This is a genomic window from Pseudomonas sp. P20 (assembly GCF_016463925.1).
Lineage (GTDB): Bacteria > Pseudomonadota > Gammaproteobacteria > Pseudomonadales > Pseudomonadaceae > Pseudomonas > Pseudomonas aeruginosa.
On the sequence record NZ_JAEMVM010000002.1, the window covers coordinates 651,231 to 677,656 of the forward strand.

Below are 26,426 nucleotides of genomic sequence, written 5' to 3' on the forward strand. Positions count from 1 at the left end.
ATCAGGCGCCGACCGTTGCCGGGCGCGGCGCGGCCGAAGGCTGGCGGGAGATGCCCGCCTCGAATTCGGCACGGAAATACTTGAGGGCGCTGCCCAGCGGCTCGACGGCTCCCGGCGCGTGGGCGCAGAAGGTCTTGCCTGGGCCGAGGAAGTTGACCAGCTGCTCGAGGGTCTCGAGGTCGCCGGGCTGGCCTTCGCCCCGCTCCAGGGCGCGCAGCAGCTTCACGCTCCACGGCAGGCCATCGCGGCAGGGGGTGCACCAGCCGCAGGACTCGCGGGCGAAGAACTCTTCCATGTTGCGCAGCAGGGAAACCATGTTGATGCTGTCGTCCACCGCCATGGCCAGGCCGGTGCCCATCCGGGTGCCGACCTTGGCGATGCCGCCGGCGAACATCTGCGCATCCAGGTGCTCCGGGAGCAGGAAGCCGGTACCGGCGCCGCCGGGCTGCCAGGCCTTGAGCTGGAAGCCGTCGCGCATGCCGCCGGCGTAGTCCTCGAACAGCTCGCGGGCGCTGACGCCGAACGGCAGTTCCCACAGGCCGGGGTTCTTCACCTTGCCGGAGAAGCCCATCAGCTTGGTGCCCATGTCTTCGCTGCCGGGGCGGGCCAGGGTCTTGTACCAGTCCACGCCGTTGCCGACGATGGCCGGCACGTTGCACAGCGTCTCCACGTTGTTCACGCAGGTCGGCTTGCCCCAGACGCCGACGGCGGCAGGGAAGGGCGGTTTGGAACGTGGGTTGGCGCGGCGGCCTTCCAGCGAGTTGATCAGCGCGGTCTCTTCGCCGCAGATGTAGCGGCCGGCACCGGTGTGGACGAACAGCTCGAAATCGAAGCCGCTGCCGAGGATGTTCTTGCCGAGCAGGCCGGCGGCCTTGGCTTCGTCGATGGCGCGGTTGAGGTTGCGCGCCGCGTCGACGTATTCGCCGCGCAGGAAGATGTAGCCGCGGTAGGCCTTCAGCGCGCGCGCGGAAATCAGCATGCCTTCCACCAGCAGGTGCGGCAGCTGCTCCATGAGCATGCGGTCCTTCCAGGTGTTCGGCTCCATCTCGTCCGCGTTGCACAGCAGGTAGCGGATGTTCAGCGACTCGTCCTTCGGCATCAGGCCCCACTTCACGCCGGTGGGGAAGCCCGCGCCGCCGCGGCCCTTGAGGCCGGAGTCCTTGACGGTCTGGACGATGTCGTCCTGGGCCATCTGGGTCAGCGCCTTGCGCGCCGCGGCATAGCCGTCCTTGCTCTGGTATTCCTCGAGCCAGACGGGCTGGGCGTCTTCGCGCAGGCGCCAGGTCAGCGGATGGGTTTCCGCCGAACGCGCCATGCGGTTGGCCGGACCAATGGAGGTAAGGGTCATACGTAGGCCTCCAGCAGTTTGGCGACACCGTCGGGACGCACGTCGCCATGGGTGTCGTCGTCGATCATCAGCGCCGGGGCCTTGTCGCAGTTGCCCAGGCAGCAGACCGGGAGCAGGGTGAAGCGACCGTCGGCGGTAGTCTGGCCGAGACCGATGCCGAGTTGCTTCTGGATCTCGCCGACCACCGACTCGTGGCCGCCGATGTAGCAGACCATGCTGTCGCAGACGCGGATGATGTGGCGGCCCACCGGCTGGCGGAATATCTGACTATAGAAGGTGGCGACGCCTTCGACGTCGCTGGCCGGGATCCCCAGCACCTCGCCGATCGCCGGGATGGCGCCGTCCGGCACCCAGCCGCGCTGTTTCTGGACGATCTTCAGGGCTTCGATGGACGCCGCGCGCGGGTCCTCGTAGTGATGCATTTCATGCTCGATGGACGAGCGCTCGGTTTCGCTGAGGACGAAACGGTCGGTCTGAATCAGGTTGCTCTGGCTCATGTCAGCGGTCCACGTCAGCCATAACGAAATCGATGCTACCCAGGTAGGCGATCAGGTCCGCGATCATGCTGCCGTTGATCACCGAGGGGATCTGTTGCAGGTGCGCGAAGCTGGGCGTCCGGATACGCGTGCGGTAGCTCATGGTGCTGCCGTCGCTGGTCAGGTAGTAGCTGTTGATACCCTTGGTCGCCTCGATCATCTGGAAGGCTTCGTTGGCCGGCATGACCGGGCCCCAGGAAACCTGCAGGAAGTGGGTGATCAGGGTTTCGATGTGTTGCAGCGTGCGTTCTTTCGGCGGCGGCGTGGTCAGCGGATGGTCGGCCTTGTAAGGGCCTTCCGGCATGTTCTTCAGGCACTGTTCGATGATCCGCAGGCTCTGGCGCATCTCGCCCATCTTGACCATGCAGCGGTCGTAGGCGTCGCCGTTGTGGGCCAGCGGTACCTCGAACTCGAAGTTCTCGTAGCCGGAGTAGGGGCGGGCCTTGCGCAGGTCGAAGTCGCAACCGGTGGCGCGCAGGCCGGCGCCGGTGGTGCCCCACTCGAGGGCTTCCTTGGTGTTGTACTGGGCGACGCCGATGGTCCGGCCGCGCAAGATGCTGTTCTTCAGGGCCGCGGTCTCGTACTCGTCGAGGCGCTTGGGCATCCAGTCGAGGAACTCGCGGACCAGCTTGTCCCAGCCGCGCGGCAGGTCGTGGGCGACGCCGCCGATGCGGTACCAGGCCGGGTGCAGGCGGAAGCCGGTGATGGCCTCGACCACCTTGTAGGCGCGCTGGCGGTCGGTGAAGGTGAAGAACACCGGGGTCATGGCGCCGACGTCCTGGATATAGGTGCCCAGGTACAGCAGGTGGTTCAGGATACGGAAGAACTCCGCCATCATGATCCGGATCACGTCGACCCGCTGCGGCACCTTGATCCCGGCGAGCTTCTCCACCGAGAGTACGTAGGGCAGGTTGTTCATCACCCCGCCGAGGTAGTCGATGCGGTCGGTGTAGGGGATGAAACTGTGCCAGGACTGGCGCTCGGCCATCTTCTCGGCGCCGCGGTGGTGGTAGCCGATCTCCGGGACGCAGTCGATGATCTCCTCGCCGTCCAGTTGCAGGATGATGCGGAACGCGCCGTGGGCGGACGGGTGGTTCGGGCCGAGGTTGAGGAACATGTAGTCCTCGTTCTCGCCGTGGCGCTTCATGCCCCAGTCTTCCGGCTTGAAGCGCAGGGCCTCCTGCTCCAGGTCCTGCTTTGCGGCGGACAGGGAGTAGGGATCGAACTCGGTGGCGCGCGCCGGGTAGTCCTTGCGCAGCGGATGGCCCTGCCAGGTCGGCGGCATCAGCATGCGGGTCAGGTGCGGGTGGCCGGTGAAGGTGATGCCGTACATGTCCCACACTTCGCGCTCGTACCAGTTGGCGTTGGGCCAGATACGGGTGGCGGTGGGCAGGTTGAGGTCGCGCTCGGACAAGGCGACCTTGATCATCACGTCACTATTACGCTCCAGCGACATCAGGTGGTAGAACACGCTGAAGTCGGCGCTCGGCAGGCCGCGGCGATGGGTGCGCAGCCGCTCGTCGACGCCGTGCAGGTCGTAGAGCATCACGTAGGGCTTGGGTACCTGACGGAGGAAGGTCAGGACTTCGATCAGTCTTTCGCGCGGGACCCAGAGCACCGGCATGCCGGTACGGGTGGGCTGGACGGTGAAGGTCTCGGCGCCAAAGCGGGAATTCAGTTCGACGACGATATCCTGGTCGTCTGCCTTGTAAGGCGGGATGTACAGAGCGGAGTCTGCAGTCATGGTCTCGGTCGCTTTCGGTCAACGGTGGGGTGAACGCGGCTGGTCTCGGCCGGCCAGCGGGGCTGGCCGGGAGTTCCGGATCACACTTCGTCGGGGCTGCGCAGGTTGGTCACCTGGATGCGCTGCTCGCGTTTCAGGTCTTTCTGGGCCGGCATTTCGGCGCGGTAGACCCCCTGGTCGCCAACGACCCAGGACAGCGGGCGGCGCTCCTGGCCGATGGATTCCTGCAACAGCATCAGGCCTTGCAGGAACGCCTCCGGACGGGGCGGGCAGCCGGGGATGTAGACGTCCACGGGGAGGAACTTGTCGACCCCCTGGACCACCGAATAGATGTCGTACATGCCGCCGGAATTGGCGCACGAGCCCATGGAGATGACCCACTTGGGTTCGAGCATCTGCTCGTAGAGGCGCTGGATGACCGGGGCCATCTTGATGAAGCAGGTGCCGGCGATGACCATGAAGTCGGCCTGGCGCGGCGACGCCCGGATCACTTCGGCGCCGAAGCGGGCGATATCGTGCGGCGCGGTGAAGGCGGTGGTCATCTCCACGTAGCAGCACGACAGCCCGAAGTTATAGGGCCAGAGCGAGTTCTTGCGACCCCAGTTGACGGTGGAGTTCAGCACATCCTCGAGCTTGCCCATGAAGATGTTCTTGTGAACCTGGCCCTCGACCAGCGGGTCGGCTACGGTTTCCCGTTCGCCTATCGGGTATTGGTCGTTGGCCGCATCGGGATCGATCCGGGTAAGTTTGTATTGCATCGCCAAAGCCTCATTGTTTTAGCTTCGCCTGCCGCTTGCGACGGCTTTCGGGAGCCCAATCGAGCGCACCGATCCGCCAAAGATAGACAAGACCCGCCAACAGAATTGCTATGAAAATGGTTGCCTCGATCAGGCCGGCCCAGCCGCTTTCGCGAACCGACACCGACCAGGCGAAGAGGAAGAGGGCTTCGACGTCGAAGATCACGAAGAGCATCGCGACCAGATAGAATTTTGCCGAGAGACGCAGGCGTGCGCCTCCGGTGGGGACGATCCCGGATTCGAAGGGTTCGTTCTTGCTGCGACCAAATGCCTTGCTGCCAAGCAGGGACGAAACCCCTAGCATGAAGGCGAGAAGGCCAACGACCCCTAGAAGGAAGGCAGCGAATCCCCAGTGATGAGCTGCAAGTTCAGCTGGGTTTGGCATGCTGATACTCCTTCTGTACCGGATATATAAGATCGTGGGTTCTGGGCGCAATGCCCGACTTCTTGTGCAACCCGCTGCGTAGTGAGCTAAGGGTTGTATGTATCTTTCCGATTTTATGCCCAAAGCGCCGGACAAGTAAATTTTTCTAACACAAACAGACGCTTCTCTGCTTTTTCCAGCGCTTTGGTTAATCCCCGAAACCCTCGTGAATGCTGTCTTTGCGAGAAATGGCGCGGCCTGGCTGGCTTTTGGTCGTATTGCCGCGAAGCGTGGTGGAGGGCTCTTTGCAAGGCTTCAAACGATAATGAATATCGTTTGCAATGTCGCATCCGTATAACTTCGCTACATATATTCTTCGCCGCGTTACTATTGTTTACCCTTTTATTGGTAATTACTCTCGCCCAATCCGTTATTGCATTAAACCGGGAATATTCTCCGGGCCGGGCGCATGGCGGTTTTTCTTCTTTCCGCACCATGGCAACCCGGCTGCGGCGCCGCCTGGGGCTGCGCCCGCGGTTCTTCGTGACGGATGCGAAGGCGCTGGGCAAGGTTTGCGGCGGTTCGCTTCGCAGCGTAGATGTAGTCGCTCCGGAGGTGCGCTACCTGGGGGCTGCGGTAGCGACCCGGGGTTTCTTGCCGACCCAGGCCCAGACCATTTCGCAGGCGATCGGCTGGTTGCCGTTCTCGTCGCTGACCAACACCGCCACGCGGACCTCGCCCTTGTCCTGTTGCCGTATCTGCTCGATCTGTCCGGCCTCCAGCGTCGCGATGGCGGTCAGGTCGCCCTGGGCGCGCTTGAGATAGTCGATCTTCATGGTCTTGATCAGCGGCAGCTTGTCGTCCGGTACGTTCATTCCGACCAGGAAGCCGCTGGCCGACTCGGCGAGCAAGGCCATCGCCGCGGCATGGATACCTTTTATGTGGTTCTGCACCGGTCGACGGTTCTTCAGGCTGAGGATGGCGCGCTCCTGCCCCAGTTCATGGATGCGCACCCTCGCCGTGCCGGCGAAGCGCACTTGGGAGCCCAGCAGCAGCGTCAGGCTGCGGCTGCGCAGGCGGCGGGGGAGGAGGTTGATGGCGCCGACGGCGCGGCTGAGACGATTGCGCTTGGGCATGCTGGCGTCCTTCCATAGAGAGGGGAGCCTGCATTCCACCCGCTTTGCCCGGGCTTGCCCACGGCTGTAGCGGCGACCTGCGCCGGCATTCCGGCCAACGCAGGTCGTCGTGGCGCGTCAGAGCAGGCGTCGGCCGTCTTCGCGGGTGATCACCACGGTGGCCGAGCGTGGCCGGCGGCCCGGCCCGCCCGGCCAGGTGCTGAGGAGGTTATCGGCGGTCGAGCCTTCCCCCGGGTGCTGGATGTTGATGAACAGCGTACGGAAGTCCGGCGTCGCGGCAATGCCGGTCACCTCGCAACCCAGCGGACCGGTGAGGAAGCGCTTCAGTTCGCCGGTGCGCGGGTCGGCCACCAGCATCTGGTTGTTGCCGAACGGGCCGCTGCTCAACTGGCTGCCGCTCATGTCGGTCTGGATCCACAGGCGGCCTTCCGGGTCGAACCAGAGGCCGTCGGGGCTGGCCAGGATATTGTCCTGGTTCAGCGGCTTGCCGTCCGGGCCGCGGCTGTCTTCGCCGGGACCGGCGAGCATGAACAGGTCCCAGGTGAAGCGTTGCCCGGCATAGTCGCGGCTGCGTTCGCGCCAGCGGATGATATGGCCGTAGGCGTTCTTCACCCGTGGGTTGGCCGCGTCGGCGACGGTGCGCGACGTGTTGTTGGTGAGGGTGAAGTAGACGTCGCCGTTGTCCGGGTTGACCGCGCCCCACTCCGGGCGATCCATCTTGGTCGCGCCGAGGACATCGGCGGCCAGGCGGGTGTTGATCAGCACTTCGCCCTGGTCGGCGAAGCTCACCCCGGCCTTGCGACAGGCCGCGCGGAAGTTGCCGTCGGCGATGTCCAGCGGCAGCCACTGGCCGCTGCCATCGGCGTTGAAGCGGGCGACGTAGAGGGTGCCTTCGTCGAGCAGGCGAGCGTTGCTGCGACCCGGACGGAACTTGTCGCGGCTGACGTACTTGTAGATGTACTCGTTCTGCGAGTCGTCGCCGGAGTAGCAGACTACCTGGCGGCCCGGCTTGACCGGGGCGAAGACCAGGCCTTCGTGGGCGAAGCGGCCGAGAGCGGTGCGCTTGACCGGCACCGATTGCGGGTCGAACGGGTCGATCTCGACGATCCAGCCGAAGTTGTTCGGTTCGTTGCGGTAGTCGTCCTGGGCCTGTTTGCCCTTGCGGGTGGCGTCGAAGCGTTCGAACTCGTCGCCCGCCAGGGTTTCCCAGCCGAAACGGCTGGTGTTGCGAATGCCGTAGCGGGTCAGTTCGCGCGGCAGTTCGCTGTCCTGGGTGGAGAAATAGCCGACCCAGTTCTCCTCGCAGGTGAGGTAGGTGCCCCAGGGGGTGAAACCGTTGGAACAGTTGTTATGGGTGCCGCGGGTGCGGGTGCCGTCCGGACTGTGGCGGGTGCGCAGCAGTTCGTGGCCGCGCGCCGGGCCGGCGATACGCATCGGCGTGGCGGCGGTGATCCGGCGATTTCGTTGCGACGGCACGACATTCCACTCGCCACGCACGTTGCGACGGATCTCCACGACGGAAACGCCATGGGCGTTGATTTCCTTGCGCACTTCATCGGCGACGGTGCGCTTGCCATCGACCACGGTCGGGCCATTGGTGTGCAGCAGCGGCGCGTCGATGTATTCATGGTTGAGCACCAGCAGGCCATGGTTGCTGATGTGTCCGCCGCCGAAGCCGAACTGCGCGTCGATCGGGAAGAAGTGCATGCCGTCGTGGTGCATGCCGATCTGTTCGGCCTGGTCCTGGGCGCTGTTGCTGGCGTCGTCGAGGAAGCCCGGATAACTGCCGCTGATCGGGGTGCCCCAGGGTATGAAGGGCGTCGCCTTGTAGCCGGCGGGCACCCGGATGGTATCGGCACGGCCGCTGGCGATGGCTTCGAAGGGCAAGCGGTTGCGGCGTTTGAAAGGCAAGCCGCGCAGGCCTTCCGCGGCGGGCACCTGCGCTTCGGCGGGAGCGGCGCTGGCGGGGAGCGCGACGCCGAGGAAGGCGAGGGCGCCGAGCGCCGCGCCGCCGGCCAGGACCTGGCGGCGGCCGAGGCCGGCGATCAGGTCGTTCATGTGCGGGTTGTTCGAATGGTTGCTGGGCAACTCGTCGCCATCACCGAACAGGATGGCATCTTTTTTCTCCAGGCTCACGGACGTGCTCCTTGTGGGCTGATCGACGGAGCATTGACGCTAACCGCTGAAAGCGACGGGACGATGACAGGCACTCGAGGCCTTTTGCCATGATCCGGAAATGAAAAACCCCGGCCGGAGCCGGGGTTTTCGCGAGGCGGGCCGGGCAGATCGTGGCTGCCCGGCTGGCCCCTGTTCCTTAGTGGAACTGGTTCATGGTGTTGTCTTTGCCGCTGGCCTTCAGAGCGGCTTCGCCAGCGAAGTACTCTTTATGGTTGTCGCCGATGTCGGAGCCCGCCATGTTCTGGTGCTTGACGCAGGCGATGCCCTGGCGCAGTTCCTGGCGCTGCACGCCCTTCACGTAGGCCAGCATGCCTTCGTCGGCGAAGTAGCCCTTGGCCAGGTTGTCGGTGGACAGCGCGGCGGTGTGGTAGGTCGGCAGGGTGATCAGGTGGTGGAAGATGCCGGCGTGGGCCGAGCCATCGCGCTGGAAGGTGCGGATCTTCTCGTCGGCGACCTTGGCCAGCTCGGTGTCGTCGTACTCGACGCTCATCAGCTTGTTGCGGTCGTAGGCGGAAACGTCCTTGCCTTCGGCGACGAACGCATCGAACACCTGCTGGCGGAAGTTCAGGGTCCAGTTGAAGGACGGGCTGTTGTTGTAGACCAGCTTGGCGTTCGGAATCACTTCGCGGATGCGATCGACCATTGCCTTGATCTGGCCGACGTGCGGCTTCTCGGTTTCGATCCAGAGCAGGTCGGCGCCGTTCTGCAGCGAGGTGATGCAGTCCAGGACGCAGCGATCTTCGCCGGTGCCCTTGCGGAACTGGAACAGGTTGGAAGCCAGGCGCTTCGGACGCAGCAGCTTGCCTTCGCGCTTGATCACGACGTCGCCGTTGCCCAGCTCGGCCTCGGAGATTTCTTCGCAATCCAGGAAGGAGTTGTACAGGTCGCCCAGGTCGCCCGGCTCGTTGGTCACGGCGATCTGCTTGGTCAGGCCGGCGCCCAGGGAGTCGGTACGGGCGACGATCACGCCATCGTCCACGCCCAGCTCGAGGAAGGCGTAGCGTACGGCATTGATCTTGGCGAGGAAGTCGATGTGCGGAACGGTGACCTTGCCGTCCTGGTGGCCGCACTGCTTCTCGTCGGACACCTGGTTCTCGATCTGGATGCAGCAGGCGCCGGCTTCGATCATCTTCTTGGCCAGCAGGTAGGTCGCCTCGGCGTTGCCGAAGCCGGCGTCGATGTCGGCGATGATCGGCACCACGTGGGTTTCGAAGTTGTCGATCTGGGCCAGCAGCTCGGCTTCCTTGGCCTTGTCGCCAGCGGCGCGGGCAGCGTCCAGGCCGGTGAACAGCAGGTCCAGCTCGCGGGCGTCAGCCTGGCGCAGGAAGGTGTACAGCTCTTCGATCAGGCCGGAAACCGCGGTTTTCTCGTGCATGGACTGGTCCGGCAGCGGGCCGAAGTCGGAGCGCAGCGCGGCGACCATCCAACCGGACAGGTAGAGGTAGCGCTTGTTGGTGGTCTTCAGGTGCTTCTTGATCGAGATCAGCTTCTGCTGCCCGATGAAGCCGTGCCAGCAACCCAGCGACTGGGTGTAGACGGAGGAGTCCGCATCGTATTCGGCCATGTCCTTGCGCATGATGGCCGCGGTGTACTTGGCGATATCCAGGCCGGTCTTGAAGCGGTTCTGGATACGCATGCGAGCTGCGTACTCGGGGTTGATCGCGCTCCAGCTGCTGCCGTTCTTCTCTTTCAGCGCGGCAACTGCCTTGATCTCGTTCTGATATGCGGACATGGTCAATCCTTCAAGAAATGTATTGGTTGAGCACCGACTGACCCACTCAAAACCTGCTGGTGAAGGTTGTCTTGCGGGTGGCTCACCGCTGCATGGCGAGAGAATGACCGTGGCGAAGAATGACGCCGAGGAGGGGGTGGAGACGAACAGTTCGCGGACCGTGCTTCTCGACTGTATCAAGTGCCGTTCGGCTCGTGGTTGCCGGTGGGCGACTCGCTGTCGAGTCTTTCGATCTGGCTGATACGTAAACGCTTCCCCGTCCCTCAGGACAACTTCGTTCCAGTCGCAATCTCGTCAAGCCGCCTTGTGGGCAGATCAACACGGTGGAGGCCGAGGGCGTATCGGCGCAGGCACCGGGAGCTCGTCGTTTCAGAGCCCCTGATTAGCGGGAGCGGGGCCATCATGCTCTGGAAAAAATCCGTCGTCAAACGTTTTGTAGTGTTTTTTCAAGACTACTACACGAAGGTCTAAGAGTGACCGGATGGTCTTGTCTGGTCGAGATGTTTCCGTTTGCATCGAAAATGCCCGCAAAAGCCCGCGCCCCGCGGCTTTGCCGGAGCGGGAGGCAATTCGCGCTGGAAAGAGCGCCGTCGGTCAGTCGAGGGTTTCGACTTTCAGGCGCAGGCTGGTGTCGTCGCGTCCCTGGGTCGAGTAGCGACGCACGAAGCCGTGCTGGTCGGCCTGGTTCTGTTCGCTGACGCCGCCCAGGGTGATCCACTCGCCGAGCTTGCCGCTGACCCGGGTGTCGGTGCTCTGGGTATCGATGACGCCGGGATGGCTCTGGCTGAGGCGGTCATTGCTGGAACTGATGGTGACGTGCACCAGGTTGCCGGTCAGCGTCGCGGTGACGTAGAAGCCGCGGTTGACGTTGCGGTATTCGGTCTGGCTGTAGATCTGCCCGTAGGGACCGGTGGCGGTGCTGGTGATGGGGACGCTCTGGCCGACCTGGATCAGCGCCGGGTAGCCCTCGGTGGCCTGGACCTGCTGGCTGCCGCCGGAACGGCTGTCGGTGGAGCGACGGATGATGCGGACTCGATCCTTGCCGTTGACCTCGCCGCGGCCGCTCTGGATCTCGATGTTGCCGGCGCTGGTCGAACCATCCACCGAATAGCCGCGGCTGTCCTGTTGCAGGTTCTCGCTGGTATCCACGGTGATCAGCAGGCGATGCGGGCGCGAGTCGATCTGCTGCAGGACCGATTGCAACTCGCGGATCTTCGCCGGCTCGGCATTGACGATCAACTGGTTGCCATAGGCGGTGACCTTGCCTTCGCTGCCGATGACCGACTGGGCCACCGCCATCACGTCGTCGGCGGTGCGGTAGTTGAGCGGGATCACTTCGGTGCGCGGGGCGGCCGAGGCGCCGAGAACGACTGTCGCCAACAGCGAGGAGAGCAGGGTGGTGCGCAACAGGGTCACAGGAGGAAGCTCCGCAGGTCCGGGTCGGAAAGACTGGTGTCCCAGGCCTGCTCGAAGCGGGCCTGGAGTTGACGCACCCGCCCGGCGGCACGGTAGCAGGCATAGCCCGCCGGTTGCGCCGGTTTCGGGCGCAGCAGCAGGCCCTGGTCGTCGGCCAGGAGGAAGGCGTCGTCCTCTTTAGGGTAGTCCGGGTTGAGCCGGCGGATCAGGCAGTTGCTCGACAGGCGGCGCGAAAGGTTGATCAGGCGGTGGCCGTTGCGCACGGCCTGGGCGCTGTCGCCAACGAGGATACGCAGGCGATTGCGTGGATTGGCCAGGAGAAAACGGGTGCAGGCTTCCTGGATGCTGCTGTGGTGATAGAGCCAGCTTTCCAGGTCGGGACTGTGCAGGCAGAGTGAGCGGCGGGCCTGCTGCAGGAGGGCCAGGGCATGGGCGCGGGCTTCCTGCGGATGCTCGAAGCGCTCCAGCGGCTCATGTTCGCCGAGGCGGAATGGCGCTGGTTCCCAGCGTTCCGCAGGCAGCGCGGCGCTGGCCGGGTTGCGTACCGCAAAGCACCCCGGAGAGCTGAATTCGATGGCCGGCAGGTCGGCCGGCGAGGTCTCCGGGGCGTCGCTCATCGGGCCTCAGTCGCTGTCGCGAACCATGTCGACATGGGGCAGGCCGGCGTCGAGGAACTCGCCGCTGTCGACCTTGAAGCCCAGTCGCTCGTAGAAGGGTATGGCATAGACCTGCGCGGTCAGCAGTTGGCGCTTCAGGCCGCGTCGCTCGGCTTCCTCGATGGCCGCGCGCATCAGCGCGTCGCCGACCTTCAGGCCGCGCCAGTCCTTGAGTACCGAGACCCTGCCGATGTGCCCGTCGCCCAGCAGGCGCGCGGTGCCGATCGCGTATTCGCCTTCATAGGCGAGAAAATGCACGGCTTCGTCGTCTTCGGCGTCCCACTCCAGTTCCGGCGGAACCGACTGTTCGGCAATGAAGACCGCTTCGCGGATGCGGCGCAGCTCGGCATTGTCCTTCTGCCAGTCGGCTACGCGTACGCGGATCTTATTCATCTGCAAACTCCAAACTGCCCTGTTTGACCAACTCCGCCAACAGCTTACGCGCATCGTCATCGGCCAGCCATTGGCCGAGGTTTTCCAGATGCAACGCATCGGCCGAGCAGACCAGCTTCAGCAGTTCCTTGAGCTGGCCGGGCAGGAGTACGCTCTGGCCGCTGGCGAACAGCACCAGGCCGATGTCGATCTCGCTCCAGGCCAGGCGGGCGCTGGGGTTGCGCACCAGCAGCGCGCCATCCTCGAGGGCGCCGAATAGCTCCTCTTCGGGGATATCCTCGCCGGCAACCAGTTCAGGATAGCGCGGCTCGGTCATGAACTGGCCGAACCAGGTCAGCAGCAGGCGCTCGTCGCTCATGTGCTCCTGGATCAGGCCCTGCAGGCGCTCCAGAGCGTCGCGCTGGATCTGGTGCGGATCGTCGCCTACCGGTTGCAGGCCGGCATCGGTGTAGCGCTCCTCGTCGGAGAGGAACTGGCCGAGGAAGTCGGTGAAATGGGTCAGCACTTCGGCGGCGCTGGGCGCGCGGAAGCCGATCGAGTAGGTCATGCACTCGTCTTCGGCAATGCCGTAGTGGGCGAGGCGCGGGGGCAGGTAGAGCATGTCGCCGGGCTCCAGGACCCACTCGTCGCTCTGTTCGAAGTCGGCGAGGATGCGCAGGTCGGCGTGCTCGCGCAGCGGGCTGTCGCTGCTGCACATCTGTCCGACTTTCCAGCGCCGGCGTCCGTGGCCCTGAAGCAGGAATACGTCGTAGTTGTCGAAGTGCGGACCGACGCCGCCGCCGGGAGCGGCGTAGCTGATCATTACGTCGTCGATCCGCCAGCTGGGCAGGAAGCGGAATTGCTCCAGCAGTTGGGCGACTTCCGGGACGAACTGGTCGACCGCCTGGACCAGCAGGGTCCAGTCCTGTTCCGGCAGGTGCTGGTAGTCCTCCTCCTGGAACGGGCCACGGCGCATTTCCCACGGGGTTTTCCCGTGTTCGAGGACGATGCGCGATTCCACCGACTCCTCCAGCGACAACCCGGCCAGCTCGTCGGCGGACAGCGGGCTTTCGAAGTCCGGGATCGCCTGGCGGACCAGCAGCGGTTTGCGCTGCCAGTAGTCGCGGAGGAATTCGGCAGCGGTCAGTCCGCCCAGAAGTTGCAGGGGAGTATCAGCATTCATGGTTAAGTCCTTGAAACAAAAACGCCCGGCGCAGCCGGGCGTGCAAAAGGGTTGCGTGCTCAGATGCGCTTGGCCTGGGCGGCGGCATTGCCGACGTAGCCGGCCGGGGTCAGCTTCTTCAGCTCGACCTTGGCCTCGGCGGGAATCGCCAGCTCTTCGATGAAAGTCTGCAAGGCTTCGGCGCTGATGCCTTTGCCGCGGGTCAGTTCCTTCAGCTTCTCGTAGGGGTTTTCCACGCCATAGCGACGCATCACGGTCTGCACCGGCTCGGCGAGGACTTCCCAGCAGGCGTCCAGGTCCTCGGCGATGCGCTGGGCGTTCAGCTCCAGCTTGCCGATGCCCTTCAGGCTGGCCTCGTAGGCGATGACGCTGTGGGCGATGCCGACGCCGAGGTTGCGCAGCACGGTGGAGTCGGTCAGGTCGCGCTGCCAGCGCGAGATCGGCAGCTTGCTGGCCAGGTGCTGGAACAGCGCGTTGGCGATGCCGAGGTTGCCCTCGGAGTTCTCGAAGTCGATCGGGTTGACCTTGTGCGGCATGGTCGAGGAGCCGATCTCGCCGGCCACGGTCTTCTGCTTGAAATAGCCGAGGGAGATGTAGCCCCAGACGTCGCGGTCGAAGTCGATGAGGATGGTGTTGAAGCGGGCGATCGCATCGAACAGCTCGGCGATGTAGTCGTGCGGCTCGATCTGAGTGGTGTAGGGGTTGAAGGTCAGGCCGAGGTCGCCTTCGATGAACTGGCGCGCGTTGGCTTCCCAGTCGACTTCGGGATAGGCGGACAGGTGGGCGTTGTAGTTGCCCACGGCACCGTTGATCTTGCCCAGCAATTCGATGCCGGCGACCTGCTTGATCTGCCGCTCCAGGCGGTAGACGACGTTGGCCAGTTCCTTGCCCAGGGTGGTCGGCGAGGCAGGCTGGCCGTGGGTGCGGGAGAGCATCGGCACGTCGGCGAGTTTCACCGCCAGTTCGCGGATGGCCTCGGCGATCTGGCGCATCAGCGGCAGCAGCACGCTGTCGCGACCCTCGCGGAGCATCAGGGCGTGGGACAGGTTGTTGATGTCCTCGGAGGTGCAGGCGAAGTGGATGAACTCGCTGACCGCGGCCAGCTCCGGAAGCTTGGCGGCCTGTTCCTTGAGCAGGTACTCCACGGCTTTCACGTCGTGGTTGGTGGTGCGCTCGATTTCCTTGATGCGTTCGGCGTGTTCCAGCTGGAAGTCGCTGGCCAGGCTGTCGAGCAGGGCGTTGGCTTCGGCGGAGAACGGCGCGACCTCGGGAATCCCGGCGTGGGCGGCGAGGCGCTGCAGCCAGCGGACTTCCACCATGACGCGGAAACGGATCAGGCCGTATTCGCTGAAGATCGGACGCAGGCTGCTGGTTTTGCCGGCATAGCGGCCATCGACGGGGGATACCGCGGTGAGCGAGGAAAGCTGCATGAGACGTTCTCGTGGCTGGAAGTCAACGAAAAAGGGGCGCATATCATACATGAAAGGTGCGCCCCGGTGGGGCATTCAGCGGGGCCTTTCGGCGGGGCGGTTGCCCAGCAGGGGGATCAGGCTGGCGGCGAAGATCAGGGCGGCGCCGAGCAGCGACGTGTGGCTGGGCAGTTCGTCCCAGCGCAGCCAGGCGATCACCCCGGCGAAAACGATGGCCATGTAGGCGATCGGTCCGATCACTCCCGGGGAGGCCAGGGCATAGGCCTGCGACATGGTCAGTTGGCCGAGGCTGGCGAACAGTCCGGCGCCGAGCAGCAGGAGCAGTTCCTGGCCGTTCAGCGGCTGCCAGGCCCAGGCCAGCGGCACGGCGGAGAACAGGGTGCCGAACAGGGCGAAGTAGAACACGATGCGATAGGCTGGCTCGCTGTCGCTCATTTCGCGGATCGAGACGAAGGCACAGGCGGCCATCAGGCTGGAAGCGATGCCGACCAGGGCGATCGGCGCCACTACCGCGCCGCTGGGCCTGGCCACCAGCAGCACGCCGAGGAAGCCGACCAGGGTGGCGACCATCATGCGGCGGGTCAGCGGCTCCTTGATCCACAGGTGTGCGATCAGCGGCGTGAACACCGGCGCGGCATAGCTGAACAGCATGGCGTCGGTCAGCGGCAGGTGGGCGAGGGCGTAGAAGTAGCAGTACATGCCGCCCAGGCCGTAGGTGGTGCGCAGCAGGTGCGATAGCGGGCGGCGGGTGCGCAGCGGGCCGATGCCGCGAGTCAGCGCCAGGGGCAGGAAGAACAGCACGCCGACGAGGTTGCGGAAGAACACCACGGTTTCGTTGTTGACGGTGCTGGAGGCCTCGCGGATCAGGCCGCCCATCAGGGCGAAGAACAGCGCCGAAAGAGCCAGCATGGCGGCGCCCTGGGTCGGGCTGTTGCGCCGTTGCGGCTGGCTCCCGGCCATGGCCATGGCTAGCCGCGCAGCAGGGGATAGAGTTCGTTGAGCAGCCGGCGCCGGCTGAATACCATCTGCCAGCGGCTGCCGCCCAGTTGCCGCCAGAGCCGCGCCGAGCGGATGCCGGCGAGCAGCAGGGCGCGGATCCGCGCGGCGTTGCTGCTGACCTGCAGGTGGCGCATGTCGCCGTGTACCTGGATGCGCTGGCGGAAGGTGCTGAGGGTGTCCTGGTAGATGCTGGCGAACGAGGCGATGACGTTCTCGTGGACCAGGCCGAAGTGCTGGACCTGCTGTTCGACCTGGTCGAGGCGCTGGCCGATCAGGTCGAGCATATCGCCGCGCTTGTCCAGTTGCCGTTCCAGGGTCAGCATCGCCAGGGCGTAGCGCAGCGGTTCGCGCTGCAGGCTGCCGGGCTTGCGCTCCAGGGCGCTGGCCAGGGCCTTGAAGCCGTCGCGCAGGTTGAGGCTGTCGCCACCGTAGACGTCCAGGGTGCTGGCCGGGTTGCGCGCCAGCAGGCTGCCGAGCATGCAGCCCAGCGGGGCTTCGCTGATCTGTCCGGTGCGTGCCAGCTTGTCGACCAGGGCTGCGGATTCGAAGACGGCGCCGAGGGCAATCAGTTGCTGTCGCGGATCGCTCACGGGCGTCCTCCGAAATCCCAGGCTTCCGCCGTTTCGATCACGCCGCCGCCGAGGCAGACGTCGCCGTCGTAGAACACCACCGATTGCCCCGGGGTCACTGCGCGCTGCGGTTCGTCGAACACCGCGCGGTAGCCTTCGGCGGTTTTCTCCAGGACGCAGTCCTGGTCGCTCTGCCGGTAGCGCACCTTGGCCCGCAGGCGGCGCGGCCGCTCCAGTTCGACCGAGTTGACCCAGTAGATTCGCGAGGCCAGCAGGGCGCGGGAGAACAGCAGCGGGTGGTCGTTGCCCTGGCCGACCAGCAGCACGTTGCGTTGCAGGTCCTTGCCGAGCACGTACCAGGGATCGTCGCCGGCTTCCTTGAGACCGCCGATGCCGAGGCCCTGGCGCTGGCCGATGGTGTGGTACATCAGGCCGCTGTGGCGACCGATGACCTTGCCTTCGGTGGTCTCGATGTCGCCCGGCTGGGCCGGCAGGTACTGCTTGAGGAAATCGGTGAAGCGTCGCTCGCCAATGAAGCAGATGCCCGTGGAGTCCTTCTTCTTCGCCGTGGCGAGGCCATGCTTCTCGGCGATGGCGCGGACTTCCGGCTTCTCCAGTTCGCCGACGGGGAACAGGCTGCGGGCGATCTGCTCGCCGCCCACCGCGTGCAGGAAGTAGCTCTGGTCCTTGTTCGGGTCCAGGCCCTTGAGCAGCTCGGTGCGCCCGTCGCGGTCGCGGCGCCGCACATAGTGGCCGGTGGCGATCAGGTCCGCGCCGAGCATCAGCGCGTAGTCGAGGAACGCCTTGAACTTGATTTCGCGGTTGCAGAGGATGTCCGGGTTCGGCGTACGGCCGGCCTTGTACTCGGCAAGGAAGTGCTCGAACACGTTATCCCAGTATTCCGCGGCGAAGTTCGCCGTGTGCAGCTTGATGCCGATCCGGTCGCAGACGGCCTGGGCGTCGGCTAGGTCCTCGCGGGCGGTACAGTATTCGGTGCCGTCGTCCTCGTCCCAGTTCTTCATGAACAGGCCTTCGACCTGATAGCCCTGCTGCAACAGGAGCAGGGCGGAGACGGACGAGTCGACGCCGCCGGACATGCCGACGATCACGCGCTCGCGGCGTGGGGTGGGGGCGGATTCAGACATAGCGATCAGGCGTCACGGGCGAATTCGTAAAACGCGGATTCTATCAGGCCTGGGGTAGGGAGGGCGACACGTGGGTGTCGCGGATCAGCGCCAGGGGATAGCGGCCGCCGGCCAGGTAGTCGTCGATGCAGCGCAGCACCAGGTGGCTGCGCCAGCGCTGCGGCTGGGCGGCCAGTTCGTCGCGGCTCAGCCAGCGCGGGCCGATGATGCCGTCGTCGAGGGCGCGCTCGGGGTGGTGGCGCACGGGGCGGGCGGCGAAGCATACGCGCTGATAGGTGACACCGTTGGACGGCGCGGTGTACAGGTAGATGCCGGTGACGGCGCTCAGCTCGACCTCCCAGCCGGTTTCCTCGAGGGTTTCGCGCAGGGCGGCCTCGAGCAGGCTTTCGGCGGGCTCCAGGTGCCCGGCGGGCTGGTTCAGCACCTCGCGGCCGTCGGCCTGTTCCTCGACCAGCAGGAAGCGGCCCTGGTCCTCGACGATGGTCGCTACGGTGACATGGGGATGCCAGCTCATGGATGTCTCCTCGGTACGGAAAAGGCCTCGATAAAAAGAAACCCCGAGCGTAGGCTCGGGGTTTCTGCTTCGTCAGCGTGACGCCATCAGGCCAGGCTGTCGATCGCCGCGTTGAAGGTGGCGCTGGGGCGCATCACCTTGCTGGTCAGCTCCGGGTTGGAGCGATAGTAGCCGCCGATCTCGGCCGGCTTGCCCTGGACCGCATTGAGTTCGGCGACGATGGTCGCTTCCTGCTCGGTCAGGGCCTTGGCCAGCGGTGCGAAGTGCGCTTTCAGTTCGGCGTCTTCGTCCTGGGCGGCCAGGGCCTGGGCCCAGTACATCGCCAGGTAGAAGTGGCTGCCGCGGTTGTCGATGTCGCCGACCTTGCGCGACGGCGACTTGTTGTTGTCCAGCAGCTTGCCGGTGGCTTCGTCCAGCGCCTTGCCGAGCAGCTTGGCCTTGGCGTTGCCGGTCTTGATCCCGGTTTCCTCCAGGGACACGGCCAGGGCCAGGAACTCGCCCAGGGAGTCCCAGCGCAGGTAGTTCTCTTCCACCAGTTGCTGGACGTGCTTGGGTGCCGAGCCGCCGGCGCCGGTTTCGTACATGCCGCCGCCCGCCATCAGCGGAACGATGGAGAGCATCTTGGCCGAGGTGCCCAGTTCCATGATCGGGAACAGGTCGGTCAGGTAGTCGCGCAGGACGTTGCCGGTCACCGAGATGGTGTCCTTGCCGCGGATCAGGCGTTCCATGCTGACGCGAATGGCCTCGTTGTAGCCCATGATGCTGATGTCGAGACCGGTCAGGTCGTGGTCCTTGAGGTACAGTTCGACCTTCTTGCGCAGTTCGCGGTCGTGGGCGCGCTCCGGGTCCAGCCAGAAGATCGCCGGGGTATCGGACTGGCGTGCGCGGGTGACGGCCAGCTTGACCCAGTCGCGGATCGGTGCGTCCTTGGTCTGGCAGGCGCGCCAGATGTCGCCGGTCTCCACGTCGTGCTGCATCAGCACGCTGCCGTCGGCCAGGACCACGCGCATGGTGCCGTCGGCGGTCATTTCGAAGGTCTTGTCGTGGGAGCCGTATTCCTCGGCCTTCTGCGCCATCAGGCCGACGTTCGGCACGCTGCCCATGGTGGTCGGGTCGAAGGCGCCGTTGGTCTTGCAGAAGTTGATCATCTCCTGGTAGATGCGGGCGTAGGTGCTTTCCGGCATTACCGCCTTGGTGTCTTTCTGCTTGCCGTCCTTGCCCCACATCTGGCCGGAGTTGCGGATCATCGCCGGCATCGAGGCGTCGACGATGACGTCGCTCGGAATGTGCAGGTTGGTGATGCCTTTCACGGAGTCGACCATCGCCATTTCCGGGCGGTGGCTGTACACCTCGTGGATGTCGTGGAGGATCTCTTCCTGCTGGGAGGCGGGCAGCGACTTGATCTTGTCGTAGACGCTGGAGATACCGTTGTTCGGGTTCACGCCGAGCTCTTCGAAGAGTTGGCCCCACTTGTCGAAGACGTCCTTGTAGTAGACGCTCACCGCATGTCCGAAGACGATCGGGTGGGAAATCTTCATCATGGTCGCCTTGACGTGCAGGGACCACATGACGCCGGTTTCCTTGCAGTCCTGCAGGGTCTTCTCGAAGAAGTCGCGCAGCTTGCCGCAGCTCATGAACATGCTGTCGAGCACTTCGCCTTCCTGCAGGCTCAGTTGCTTCTTGACCTCGACCTTGCCGTCCTTGCCGACGAATTCGATGCGCACGTCACCGGCCTTGGCCATGGTGATGGACTGTTCGCTGGAGAAGAAGTCGCCGCCGCGCATGTAGTCGGCGTGGGAGCGCGAGGCCATGCTCCACTTGCCCATGGAGTGCGGGTGCTTGCGGGCGTAGGCCTTCACTGCGGCAGGCGCGCGACGGTCGGAATTGCCTTCGCGCAGGACCGGGTTCACGGCGCTGCCGAGGATCTTCGCGTAGCGTGCGCGAACCTCTTTCTCTTCGTCGGTCTGCGGGTCTTCCGGGAAGTCGGGAACCTTGTAGCCCAGGCCCTGCAGCTCGGCGATCGCGCCTTTCAGCTGGGGCACCGAGGCGCTGATGTTGGGCAGCTTGATGATATTGGCGTCGGGCGAGGTGGCCAGGACCGCCAGGCGGGCGAGGTCGTCTTCGATACGCTGGTCGGCTTCGAGGCGGTCGGCGAAGTTGGCCAGGATGCGTCCTGCAAGAGAGATGTCGCTGGTCTCGACGTCGATGCCGGCGGAAGCGGCAAAGGCCTTGACGATGGGGAGGAGCGAGTAGGTGGCGAGCGCGGGTGCTTCGTCGGTGAAGGTGTAGGTGATCTTCGAGCGGATGGACATCTACGGTAACTCTCTTTTTTGCTGGGCGCGCACAGAGTCTCGATACGCGTTGGTGGACGCGATGCCTTCGCTCAACATCGGGTTGAATCGAAATCGAGATATGCCGCGGGATATAGGGGCGCCAGTAGAGCGTTGTACGGCGGGTTCATGGTGGCGAACCCGACGCTGCGAGGGGAGAGGGTCTGGTCCCAGACTGCTCGGACCTCGATGACTGCGAAGTCATGGCGCGCAGTATACCACCCTCTCGCCGGGCTGATGCGCTCGCCTGTTTAGACTAAGGAAGATGTGGTTTCCGGGCGGACAACTGGGCTACCCTAGAAGGCTGCAACAGGGTTTTAACCACAACACGGAGTTCAGCATGGGATACCAAAAGATCCAGGTGCCGGCGACCGGTGACAAAATCACTGTGAATGCCGACATGTCCTTGAGCGTACCGAAGAACCCGATCATCCCGTTCATCGAGGGTGATGGCATCGGCGTCGATATCAGCCCGGTCATGATCAAGGTTGTCGACGCTGCAGTGGAAAAAGCATACAAGGGCGAGCGCAAGATCGCCTGGATGGAAGTCTACGCCGGCGAGAAGGCCACCCAGGTCTATGACCAGGACACCTGGCTGCCCCAGGAAACCCTGGACGCCGTACGCGACTACGTGGTTTCCATCAAGGGCCCGCTGACCACCCCGGTCGGTGGCGGCATCCGCTCCCTGAACGTGGCCCTGCGCCAGCAACTCGATCTCTACGTCTGCCAGCGCCCGGTACGCTGGTTCGAAGGCGTGCCCAGCCCGGTGAAGAAGCCCGGCGACGTGGACATGGTGATCTTCCGCGAGAACTCCGAGGACATCTATGCCGGCGTCGAGTGGAAGGCCGGTTCGCCGGAAGCGGAGAAGGTCATCAAGTTCCTCACCGAGGAAATGGGCGTCAAGAAGATCCGCTTCACCGAGAACTGCGGCATCGGCATCAAGCCGGTTTCCCAGGAAGGCACCAAGCGCCTGGTGCGCAAGGCACTGCAATACGCCGTCGACAACGACCGCAGTTCGGTGACCCTGGTGCACAAGGGCAACATCATGAAGTTCACCGAGGGTGCCTTCAAGGATTGGGGCTACGAAGTCGCGCGCGATGAATTCGGCGCCGAGCTGCTGGACGGCGGTCCGTGGATGCAGTTCAAGAATCCGAAGACCGGCAAGAACGTCGTGGTCAAGGACGTGATCGCCGACGCCATGTTGCAGCAGATCCTGCTGCGCCCCGCCGAGTACGACGTGATCGCCACCCTGAACCTGAACGGCGACTATCTCTCCGACGCCCTGGCGGCCGAGGTCGGCGGCATCGGCATCGCGCCCGGCGCCAACCTGTCCGATTCGGTGGCCATGTTCGAGGCGACCCACGGCACCGCGCCGAAGTACGCCGGCCAGGACAAGGTCAACCCGGGTTCGCTGATCCTCTCCGCGGAGATGATGCTGCGCCACATGGGTTGGACCGAGGCGGCCGACCTGATCATCAAGGGCACCAACGGGGCGATCGCCGCCAAGACCGTGACCTATGACTTCGAACGCCTGATGGACGGCGCGACCCTGCTGTCCTGCTCGGAGTTCGGCGATGCGATGATTGCCAAGATGTAGGAAGGGCTAGCGCCCGAACGAGAAAAAGGCCGGTTCGCACCGGCCTTTTTCATTTCCGCATCCGCGCTGGGGTCAGGCTTCGATGGGCGTCGCCTGCGGCTCTTCCTGCGGGGCGGGGGCGGAGGGTGCGGCGGTTGTCGCGGTGGCGGGGCTGATGTTGATGGCATGCAGTCCCTTCGGTCCCTGGATGATCTCGAAATTGACCGGCTGGCCCGCCTTGAGTGTCTTGTAACCGTCCATCTGAATGGCCGAGTAATGGGCGAACAGGTCCTCATCTCGGCCCTCGGCCAGGATGAACCCGTAGCCCTTGGCGTTGTTGAACCACTTGACCTTACCGCTGAGCATGCTCATATCCCTCTGCAAAGGACTCCAACGCTGGAGTATCATCCACTAAGATCCCGCGTCCGACCTGGGTCGAGACGGGTGCGGAACCCCTGATACCCTGTAGGGGTATTCCATTGTTTGTAACACCCTTTTGCAGTTAGTCAAGGCGCTGAACCATACGCCTGAGAAACGGATCAACATCATGTCGGTCCATAACTTTCCAGAAAGGCAAAGCTTTTTTTCCTCATGCATGCACCTAGCCAGATTCGACTAACATTCAATCAGGACCATCCCGAGCCTCATGAGCACGAGGACGAAGGGGCGGGGCTCGCGGTACAGGAGTCGAAGCCTGTATTACAGCCGCCACCGTTGTATAAGGTGGTACTGTTCAACGACGATTACACGCCGATGGACTTTGTTGTTGAAGTGCTGGAAGTGTTCTTCAACATGGACCGGGAAAAAGCCACCAAGATCATGTTGACGGTACATACTCAGGGTAAGGCGGTCTGCGGCTTGTTTACCCGGGACGTGGCCGAAACCAAGGCGATGCAGGTCAATCAGTATGCACGGGAGAGCCAGCATCCATTGCTCTGCGAGATAGAGAAAGACAGTTGATCGGATGTTTGGGAGCGAGGTGAAGCCATGTTGAATCGAGAGCTCGAAGTCACCCTCAATCTCGCCTTCAAGGAGGCGAGGGCCAAACGCCATGAATTCATGACGGTTGAGCACCTGCTGCTGGCCTTGCTGGACAATGAGGCGGCGGCAACGGTATTGCGTGCGTGCGGTGCCAACCTGGACAAGCTGCGGCGCGACCTGCAGGAATTCATCGATTCCACCACGCCGCTGATCCCGCAGCACGACGACGAGCGCGAAACCCAGCCGACGCTGGGCTTCCAGCGCGTCCTGCAGCGTGCGGTGTTCCACGTGCAGAGTTCCGGCAAGCGCGAAGTGACCGGGGCCAATGTCCTGGTGGCGATCTTCAGCGAACAGGAAAGCCAGGCGGTGTTCCTGCTCAAGCAGCAGAGCATCGCGCGTATCGATGTGGTGAACTACATCGCCCATGGTATCTCCAAGGTGCCCGGGCATGCCGAACATCCGCAGGATGGGGAGCAGGATATGCAGGATGAGGAAGGTGGCGAGTCGGCCACGTCCAACCATCCGCTGGACGCCTATGCCAGCAACCTCAACGAGCTGGCTCGCCAGGGGCGGATCGACCCGCTGGTGGGGCGTGAGCATGAAGTCGAGCGGGTGGCGCAGATCCTTGCCCGCCGGCGCAAGAACAACCCGCTGCTGGTAGGCGAGGCGGGGGTCGGCAAGACGGCCATCGCCGAGGGCCTGGCCAAACGCATCGTCGATGGCCAGGTGCCGGACCTGCTGGCCGACAGCGTGGTCTACTCCCTCGACCTGGGTGCCTTGCTCGCGGGTACCAAGTACCGCGGCGACTTCGAGAAGCGCTTCAAGGCCTTGCTCAACGAGTTGCGCAAGCGCCCGCACGCGGTGCTGTTCATCGACGAGATCCATACCATCATCGGCGCCGGTGCGGCATCCGGCGGGGTAATGGACGCCTCCAACCTGCTCAAGCCGGTTCTGTCCTCGGGCGAGATCCGCTGCATCGGCTCGACCACCTTCCAGGAGTTCCGCGGCATCTTCGAGAAGGACCGGGCCTTGGCGCGGCGCTTCCAGAAGGTCGACGTGACCGAGCCGTCGGTGGAAGACACCTATGGCATCCTCAAGGGCCTCAAGGGGCGCTTCGAGCAGCATCACCACATCGAGTACAGCGACGAGGCGCTGCGCGCCGCGGCCGAGCTGGCGGCGCGCTACATCAACGACCGGCACATGCCGGACAAGGCCATCGACGTCATCGACGAGGCGGGCGCCTACCAGCGCCTGCAGCCGGAAGAGAAGCGCGTGAAGCGCATCGAGGTGGCGCAGGTCGAGGATATCGTGGCGAAGATTGCGCGGATCCCGCCGAAACACGTCACCACCTCCGACAAGGAGTTGCTGCGCAACCTCGAACGCGACCTCAAGCTGACCGTGTTCGGCCAGGACGACGCCATCGAGTCGCTGTCCACGGCGATCAAGCTGTCCCGGGCCGGGCTCAAGGCGCCGGACAAGCCGGTCGGCTCGTTCCTCTTCGCCGGTCCCACCGGCGTGGGCAAGACCGAGGTGGCGCGGCAGTTGGCGAAGGCCTTGGGTGTGGAGCTGGTGCGCTTCGACATGTCCGAGTACATGGAGCGGCATACCGTGTCGCGGCTGATCGGTGCGCCTCCGGGCTACGTCGGCTTCGACCAGGGCGGCCTGCTCACCGAGGCGATCACCAAGACCCCGCACTGCGTGTTGCTGCTCGACGAGATCGAGAAGGCTCACCCGGAGGTCTTCAACCTGCTGCTGCAGGTGATGGACCACGGCACCCTGACCGACAACAACGGGCGCAAGGCGGACTTCCGCAACATCATCCTGATCATGACCACCAACGCCGGCGCGGAAGTGGCGGCGCGCGCGTCGATCGGCTTCAACCAGCAGGATCACACCACCGATGCGATGGAAGTGATCAAGAAGAGCTTCACCCCGGAGTTCCGCAACCGCCTGGATACCATCATCCAGTTCGGCCGCCTGAGCACCGAGACGATCAAGAGCGTGGTCGACAAGTTCCTCACCGAGCTGCAGGCGCAGCTGGAGGACAAGCGCGTCCAGCTCGAGGTCAGCGATGCGGCGCGCGGCTGGCTGGCGGAGAAGGGCTACGACGTGCAGATGGGTGCGCGACCGATGGCGCGGCTTATCCAGGACAAGATCAAGCGGCCGTTGGCCGAGGAGATCCTGTTCGGCGAGCTGGCCGAGCATGGCGGCCTGGTGCATGTCGACCTGAAGGGCGACGAGCTGGCCTTCGAGTTCGAGATCACGGCGGCGGAGCCCGCCTGATCCGAGCGCGGCAACGAAAACGCCCGGCAGATGCCGGGCGTTTTCTTTTGCAATCGGCGAGCCGCAGCGGCTCGTGTCGACTCAGCGGGCGCGGTAGGTGATGCGGCCCTTGCTCAGGTCGTAGGGCGTCAGTTCCACGCGGACCTTGTCGCCGGTGAGGATGCGGATGTAGTTCTTGCGCATTTTGCCGGAGATGTGCGCGGTGACGACGTGCCCATTTTCCAACTCCACACGGAACATGGTGTTGGGCAGGGTGTCGACGACAGTACCTTCCATTTCGAAGCTGTCTTCTTTCGACATGCAGTAGAGCCCTCGGTATCTATGGGTGGCCCTTTCAATGAGAGGTGGGCCGTGAAAAGCGGCGTGCATTGTGCCAGAAAATCGACAATAGCGCCACACGGCTATCAGGTGAGGGCGACCCAGCGCTGGTTGACGAACAGTTCGATGGGCCGGTACTGGGTCTTGTAGTTCATCTTGCGGCAATTCTTGATCCAGTAGCCCAGGTAGACGGCCTGCAGGCCCAGGCGTTCGGTCTCGGCGATCTGCCAGAGGATCGCGTAGCGTCCCAGGCTGCGCTGCTCTTCGTCGGGATCGTAGAAGGTATAGACGGCCGAGAGTCCGTTCGGCAGCACGTCCGTCACGGCTATGGCCAGCAGGCGGCCATGCAGGCGGAACTCGAAGAAGCAGCAGAAGGGCAGGTCGCGGACCAGGAAGGTGGCGAACTGGTCGCGGCTGGGCGGATACATGTCGCCGTCGGCGTGGCGTTGCTCGATGTAGCGCCGATAGAGGTCGTAGTACTCCTCGTTGAAGCTCGGTCGCTTGCGGATCACCTGCAGTTCCGCATTGCGCTTGAGGATGCGCCGCTGCTGGCGGTTCGGGCTGAAGCCGGCGACCGGTATGCGCGCGGCGATGCAGGCGGTGCAATGCTGGCAGTGCGGACGATAGAGATGGTCGCCGCTGCGGCGGAAGCCGACCTCCGACAGCGAGGCGTACAGCTGCGTGTCCATGGGCTGGCTGGGATCGAGGAACAGGGTGGTTGCCTGCTCCTCGGGCAGGTAGCTGCACGGGTGCGGTTGCGTCGCGTAGAATTTCAGTCGGGCGAGTTCGGTCATGGTGAACTCCAGCAGGGACCCATAA

At 64.3% G+C, this 26,426-nt stretch carries 24 protein-coding genes; 3 read left to right on the forward strand and 21 right to left on the reverse strand.

All coding sequences use genetic code 11. The features are described from left to right. Position 1 precedes the first annotated feature (1 nt). The 18 genes from nuoF to JHD77_RS04065 all read right to left on the reverse strand — a co-directional run bounded on the left by nuoF (position 2) and on the right by JHD77_RS04065 (position 20,431). Positions 2-1,348 carry an NADH-quinone oxidoreductase subunit NuoF gene (gene nuoF, locus JHD77_RS03980; protein ID WP_003097674.1) on the reverse strand — a complete coding sequence of 449 codons (1,347 nt, stop codon included), beginning with the start codon at positions 1,346-1,348 and terminating at the stop codon, positions 2-4. Then, positions 1,345-1,845 carry an NADH-quinone oxidoreductase subunit NuoE gene (gene nuoE / locus JHD77_RS03985; protein ID WP_003090460.1) on the reverse strand — a complete coding sequence of 167 codons (501 nt, stop codon included), beginning with the start codon at positions 1,843-1,845 and terminating at the stop codon, positions 1,345-1,347. Before nuoE ends, nuoF begins: the two co-directional genes overlap by 4 nt. A gap of 1 nt (position 1,846) precedes the next feature. Beyond that, the gene (gene nuoC / locus JHD77_RS03990; protein ID WP_003090458.1) at positions 1,847-3,628 is read right to left on the reverse strand and encodes an NADH-quinone oxidoreductase subunit C/D; all 1,782 of its coding nucleotides are present in this window, start codon (positions 3,626-3,628) and stop codon (positions 1,847-1,849) included. Between the two features lie 80 nt (positions 3,629-3,708). Further along, complete coding sequence (locus tag JHD77_RS03995; RefSeq protein WP_003090455.1) at positions 3,709-4,386, reverse strand: NuoB/complex I 20 kDa subunit family protein; 678 nt, start codon at positions 4,384-4,386, stop codon at positions 3,709-3,711. Between the two features lie 10 nt (positions 4,387-4,396). Next, positions 4,397-4,810, reverse strand: coding sequence for an NADH-quinone oxidoreductase subunit A (locus JHD77_RS04000; RefSeq protein ID WP_003090452.1), 414 nt, complete (start codon positions 4,808-4,810; stop codon positions 4,397-4,399). A 599-nt stretch (positions 4,811-5,409) separates the two neighbouring features. Next, on the reverse strand, positions 5,410-5,964 hold the full coding sequence (locus JHD77_RS04005) for a DUF4442 domain-containing protein (protein ID WP_003143818.1): 555 nt from the start codon (positions 5,962-5,964) through the stop codon (positions 5,410-5,412). Positions 5,965-6,042: 78 nt separating this feature from the next. Next, positions 6,043-8,061: a PhoX family protein gene (locus JHD77_RS04010; RefSeq protein ID WP_031755628.1), complete on the reverse strand. Its 2,019-nt coding sequence runs from the start codon at positions 8,059-8,061 to the stop codon at positions 6,043-6,045. A 178-nt stretch (positions 8,062-8,239) separates the two neighbouring features. Further along, on the reverse strand, positions 8,240-9,835 hold the full coding sequence (locus JHD77_RS04015; RefSeq protein ID WP_003090447.1) for an isocitrate lyase: 1,596 nt from the start codon (positions 9,833-9,835) through the stop codon (positions 8,240-8,242). A gap of 594 nt (positions 9,836-10,429) precedes the next feature. Next, positions 10,430-11,251, reverse strand: coding sequence for a secretin N-terminal domain-containing protein (locus JHD77_RS04020; RefSeq protein WP_003097665.1), 822 nt, complete (start codon positions 11,249-11,251; stop codon positions 10,430-10,432). Next, positions 11,248-11,868, reverse strand: a complete 621-nt coding sequence (locus tag JHD77_RS04025) for a DUF7931 domain-containing protein (RefSeq protein WP_003097664.1) — start codon at positions 11,866-11,868, stop codon at positions 11,248-11,250. Before JHD77_RS04025 ends, JHD77_RS04020 begins: the two co-directional genes overlap by 4 nt. Positions 11,869-11,874: 6 nt before the next feature. Next, entirely contained in the window at positions 11,875-12,300 is a 426-nt protein-coding gene (locus JHD77_RS04030) for a GNAT family N-acetyltransferase (RefSeq protein ID WP_003090444.1), read from the reverse strand. Further along, positions 12,293-13,462 (reverse strand): ribosomal protein uL16 3-hydroxylase, encoded by a 1,170-nt coding sequence (locus JHD77_RS04035; protein WP_003090443.1) that lies wholly within the window; start codon positions 13,460-13,462, stop codon positions 12,293-12,295. Before JHD77_RS04035 ends, JHD77_RS04030 begins: the two co-directional genes overlap by 8 nt. Positions 13,463-13,521: 59 nt before the next feature. Next, positions 13,522-14,892 (reverse strand): adenylosuccinate lyase, encoded by a 1,371-nt coding sequence (purB, locus tag JHD77_RS04040; RefSeq protein WP_003097660.1) that lies wholly within the window; start codon positions 14,890-14,892, stop codon positions 13,522-13,524. 75 nt (positions 14,893-14,967) lie between these two features. Then, positions 14,968-15,858: a DMT family transporter gene (locus JHD77_RS04045; protein ID WP_003097658.1), complete on the reverse strand. Its 891-nt coding sequence runs from the start codon at positions 15,856-15,858 to the stop codon at positions 14,968-14,970. Positions 15,859-15,860: 2 nt separating this feature from the next. Beyond that, positions 15,861-16,481: a high frequency lysogenization protein HflD gene (gene hflD / locus JHD77_RS04050; protein ID WP_003090440.1), complete on the reverse strand. Its 621-nt coding sequence runs from the start codon at positions 16,479-16,481 to the stop codon at positions 15,861-15,863. Continuing rightward, positions 16,478-17,605 carry a tRNA 2-thiouridine(34) synthase MnmA gene (gene mnmA, locus JHD77_RS04055; RefSeq protein WP_034077757.1) on the reverse strand — a complete coding sequence of 376 codons (1,128 nt, stop codon included), beginning with the start codon at positions 17,603-17,605 and terminating at the stop codon, positions 16,478-16,480. Before mnmA ends, hflD begins: the two co-directional genes overlap by 4 nt. Positions 17,606-17,648: 43 nt before the next feature. After that, a complete protein-coding gene (locus JHD77_RS04060; RefSeq protein WP_003090438.1) occupies positions 17,649-18,119 on the reverse strand; it encodes an NUDIX hydrolase in 471 nt (156 codons plus the stop codon). Between the two features lie 86 nt (positions 18,120-18,205). Beyond that, a complete protein-coding gene (locus tag JHD77_RS04065) occupies positions 18,206-20,431 on the reverse strand; it encodes an NADP-dependent isocitrate dehydrogenase (RefSeq protein WP_003116719.1) in 2,226 nt (741 codons plus the stop codon). Between the two features lie 358 nt (positions 20,432-20,789). Here JHD77_RS04065 and icd point away from each other — a divergent pair, with 358 nt between their 5' ends. After that, positions 20,790-22,046 (forward strand): NADP-dependent isocitrate dehydrogenase, encoded by a 1,257-nt coding sequence (gene icd / locus JHD77_RS04070; protein ID WP_003090436.1) that lies wholly within the window; start codon positions 20,790-20,792, stop codon positions 22,044-22,046. A 72-nt stretch (positions 22,047-22,118) separates the two neighbouring features. Here icd and cspD read toward each other — a convergent pair whose 3' ends face one another. After that, positions 22,119-22,391 (reverse strand): cold shock domain-containing protein CspD, encoded by a 273-nt coding sequence (gene cspD, locus JHD77_RS04075; protein ID WP_003090435.1) that lies wholly within the window; start codon positions 22,389-22,391, stop codon positions 22,119-22,121. Between the two features lie 225 nt (positions 22,392-22,616). Here cspD and clpS point away from each other — a divergent pair, with 225 nt between their 5' ends. Together clpS and clpA are read left to right on the forward strand one after the other, a co-directional pair. Continuing rightward, positions 22,617-22,985 (forward strand): ATP-dependent Clp protease adapter ClpS, encoded by a 369-nt coding sequence (gene clpS / locus JHD77_RS04080; RefSeq protein ID WP_003097649.1) that lies wholly within the window; start codon positions 22,617-22,619, stop codon positions 22,983-22,985. A 27-nt stretch (positions 22,986-23,012) separates the two neighbouring features. Continuing rightward, a complete protein-coding gene (gene clpA / locus JHD77_RS04085) occupies positions 23,013-25,289 on the forward strand; it encodes an ATP-dependent Clp protease ATP-binding subunit ClpA (protein ID WP_003090432.1) in 2,277 nt (758 codons plus the stop codon). 81 nt (positions 25,290-25,370) lie between these two features. Here the strand turns inward: clpA and infA are convergent, their stop codons facing one another. Together infA and JHD77_RS04095 are read right to left on the reverse strand one after the other, a co-directional pair. Further along, positions 25,371-25,589, reverse strand: a complete 219-nt coding sequence (gene infA / locus JHD77_RS04090) for a translation initiation factor IF-1 (RefSeq protein WP_002553999.1) — start codon at positions 25,587-25,589, stop codon at positions 25,371-25,373. Between the two features lie 104 nt (positions 25,590-25,693). Continuing rightward, a complete protein-coding gene (locus tag JHD77_RS04095; protein WP_003097644.1) occupies positions 25,694-26,401 on the reverse strand; it encodes an arginyltransferase in 708 nt (235 codons plus the stop codon). Positions 26,402-26,426: the final 25 nt, after the last annotated feature.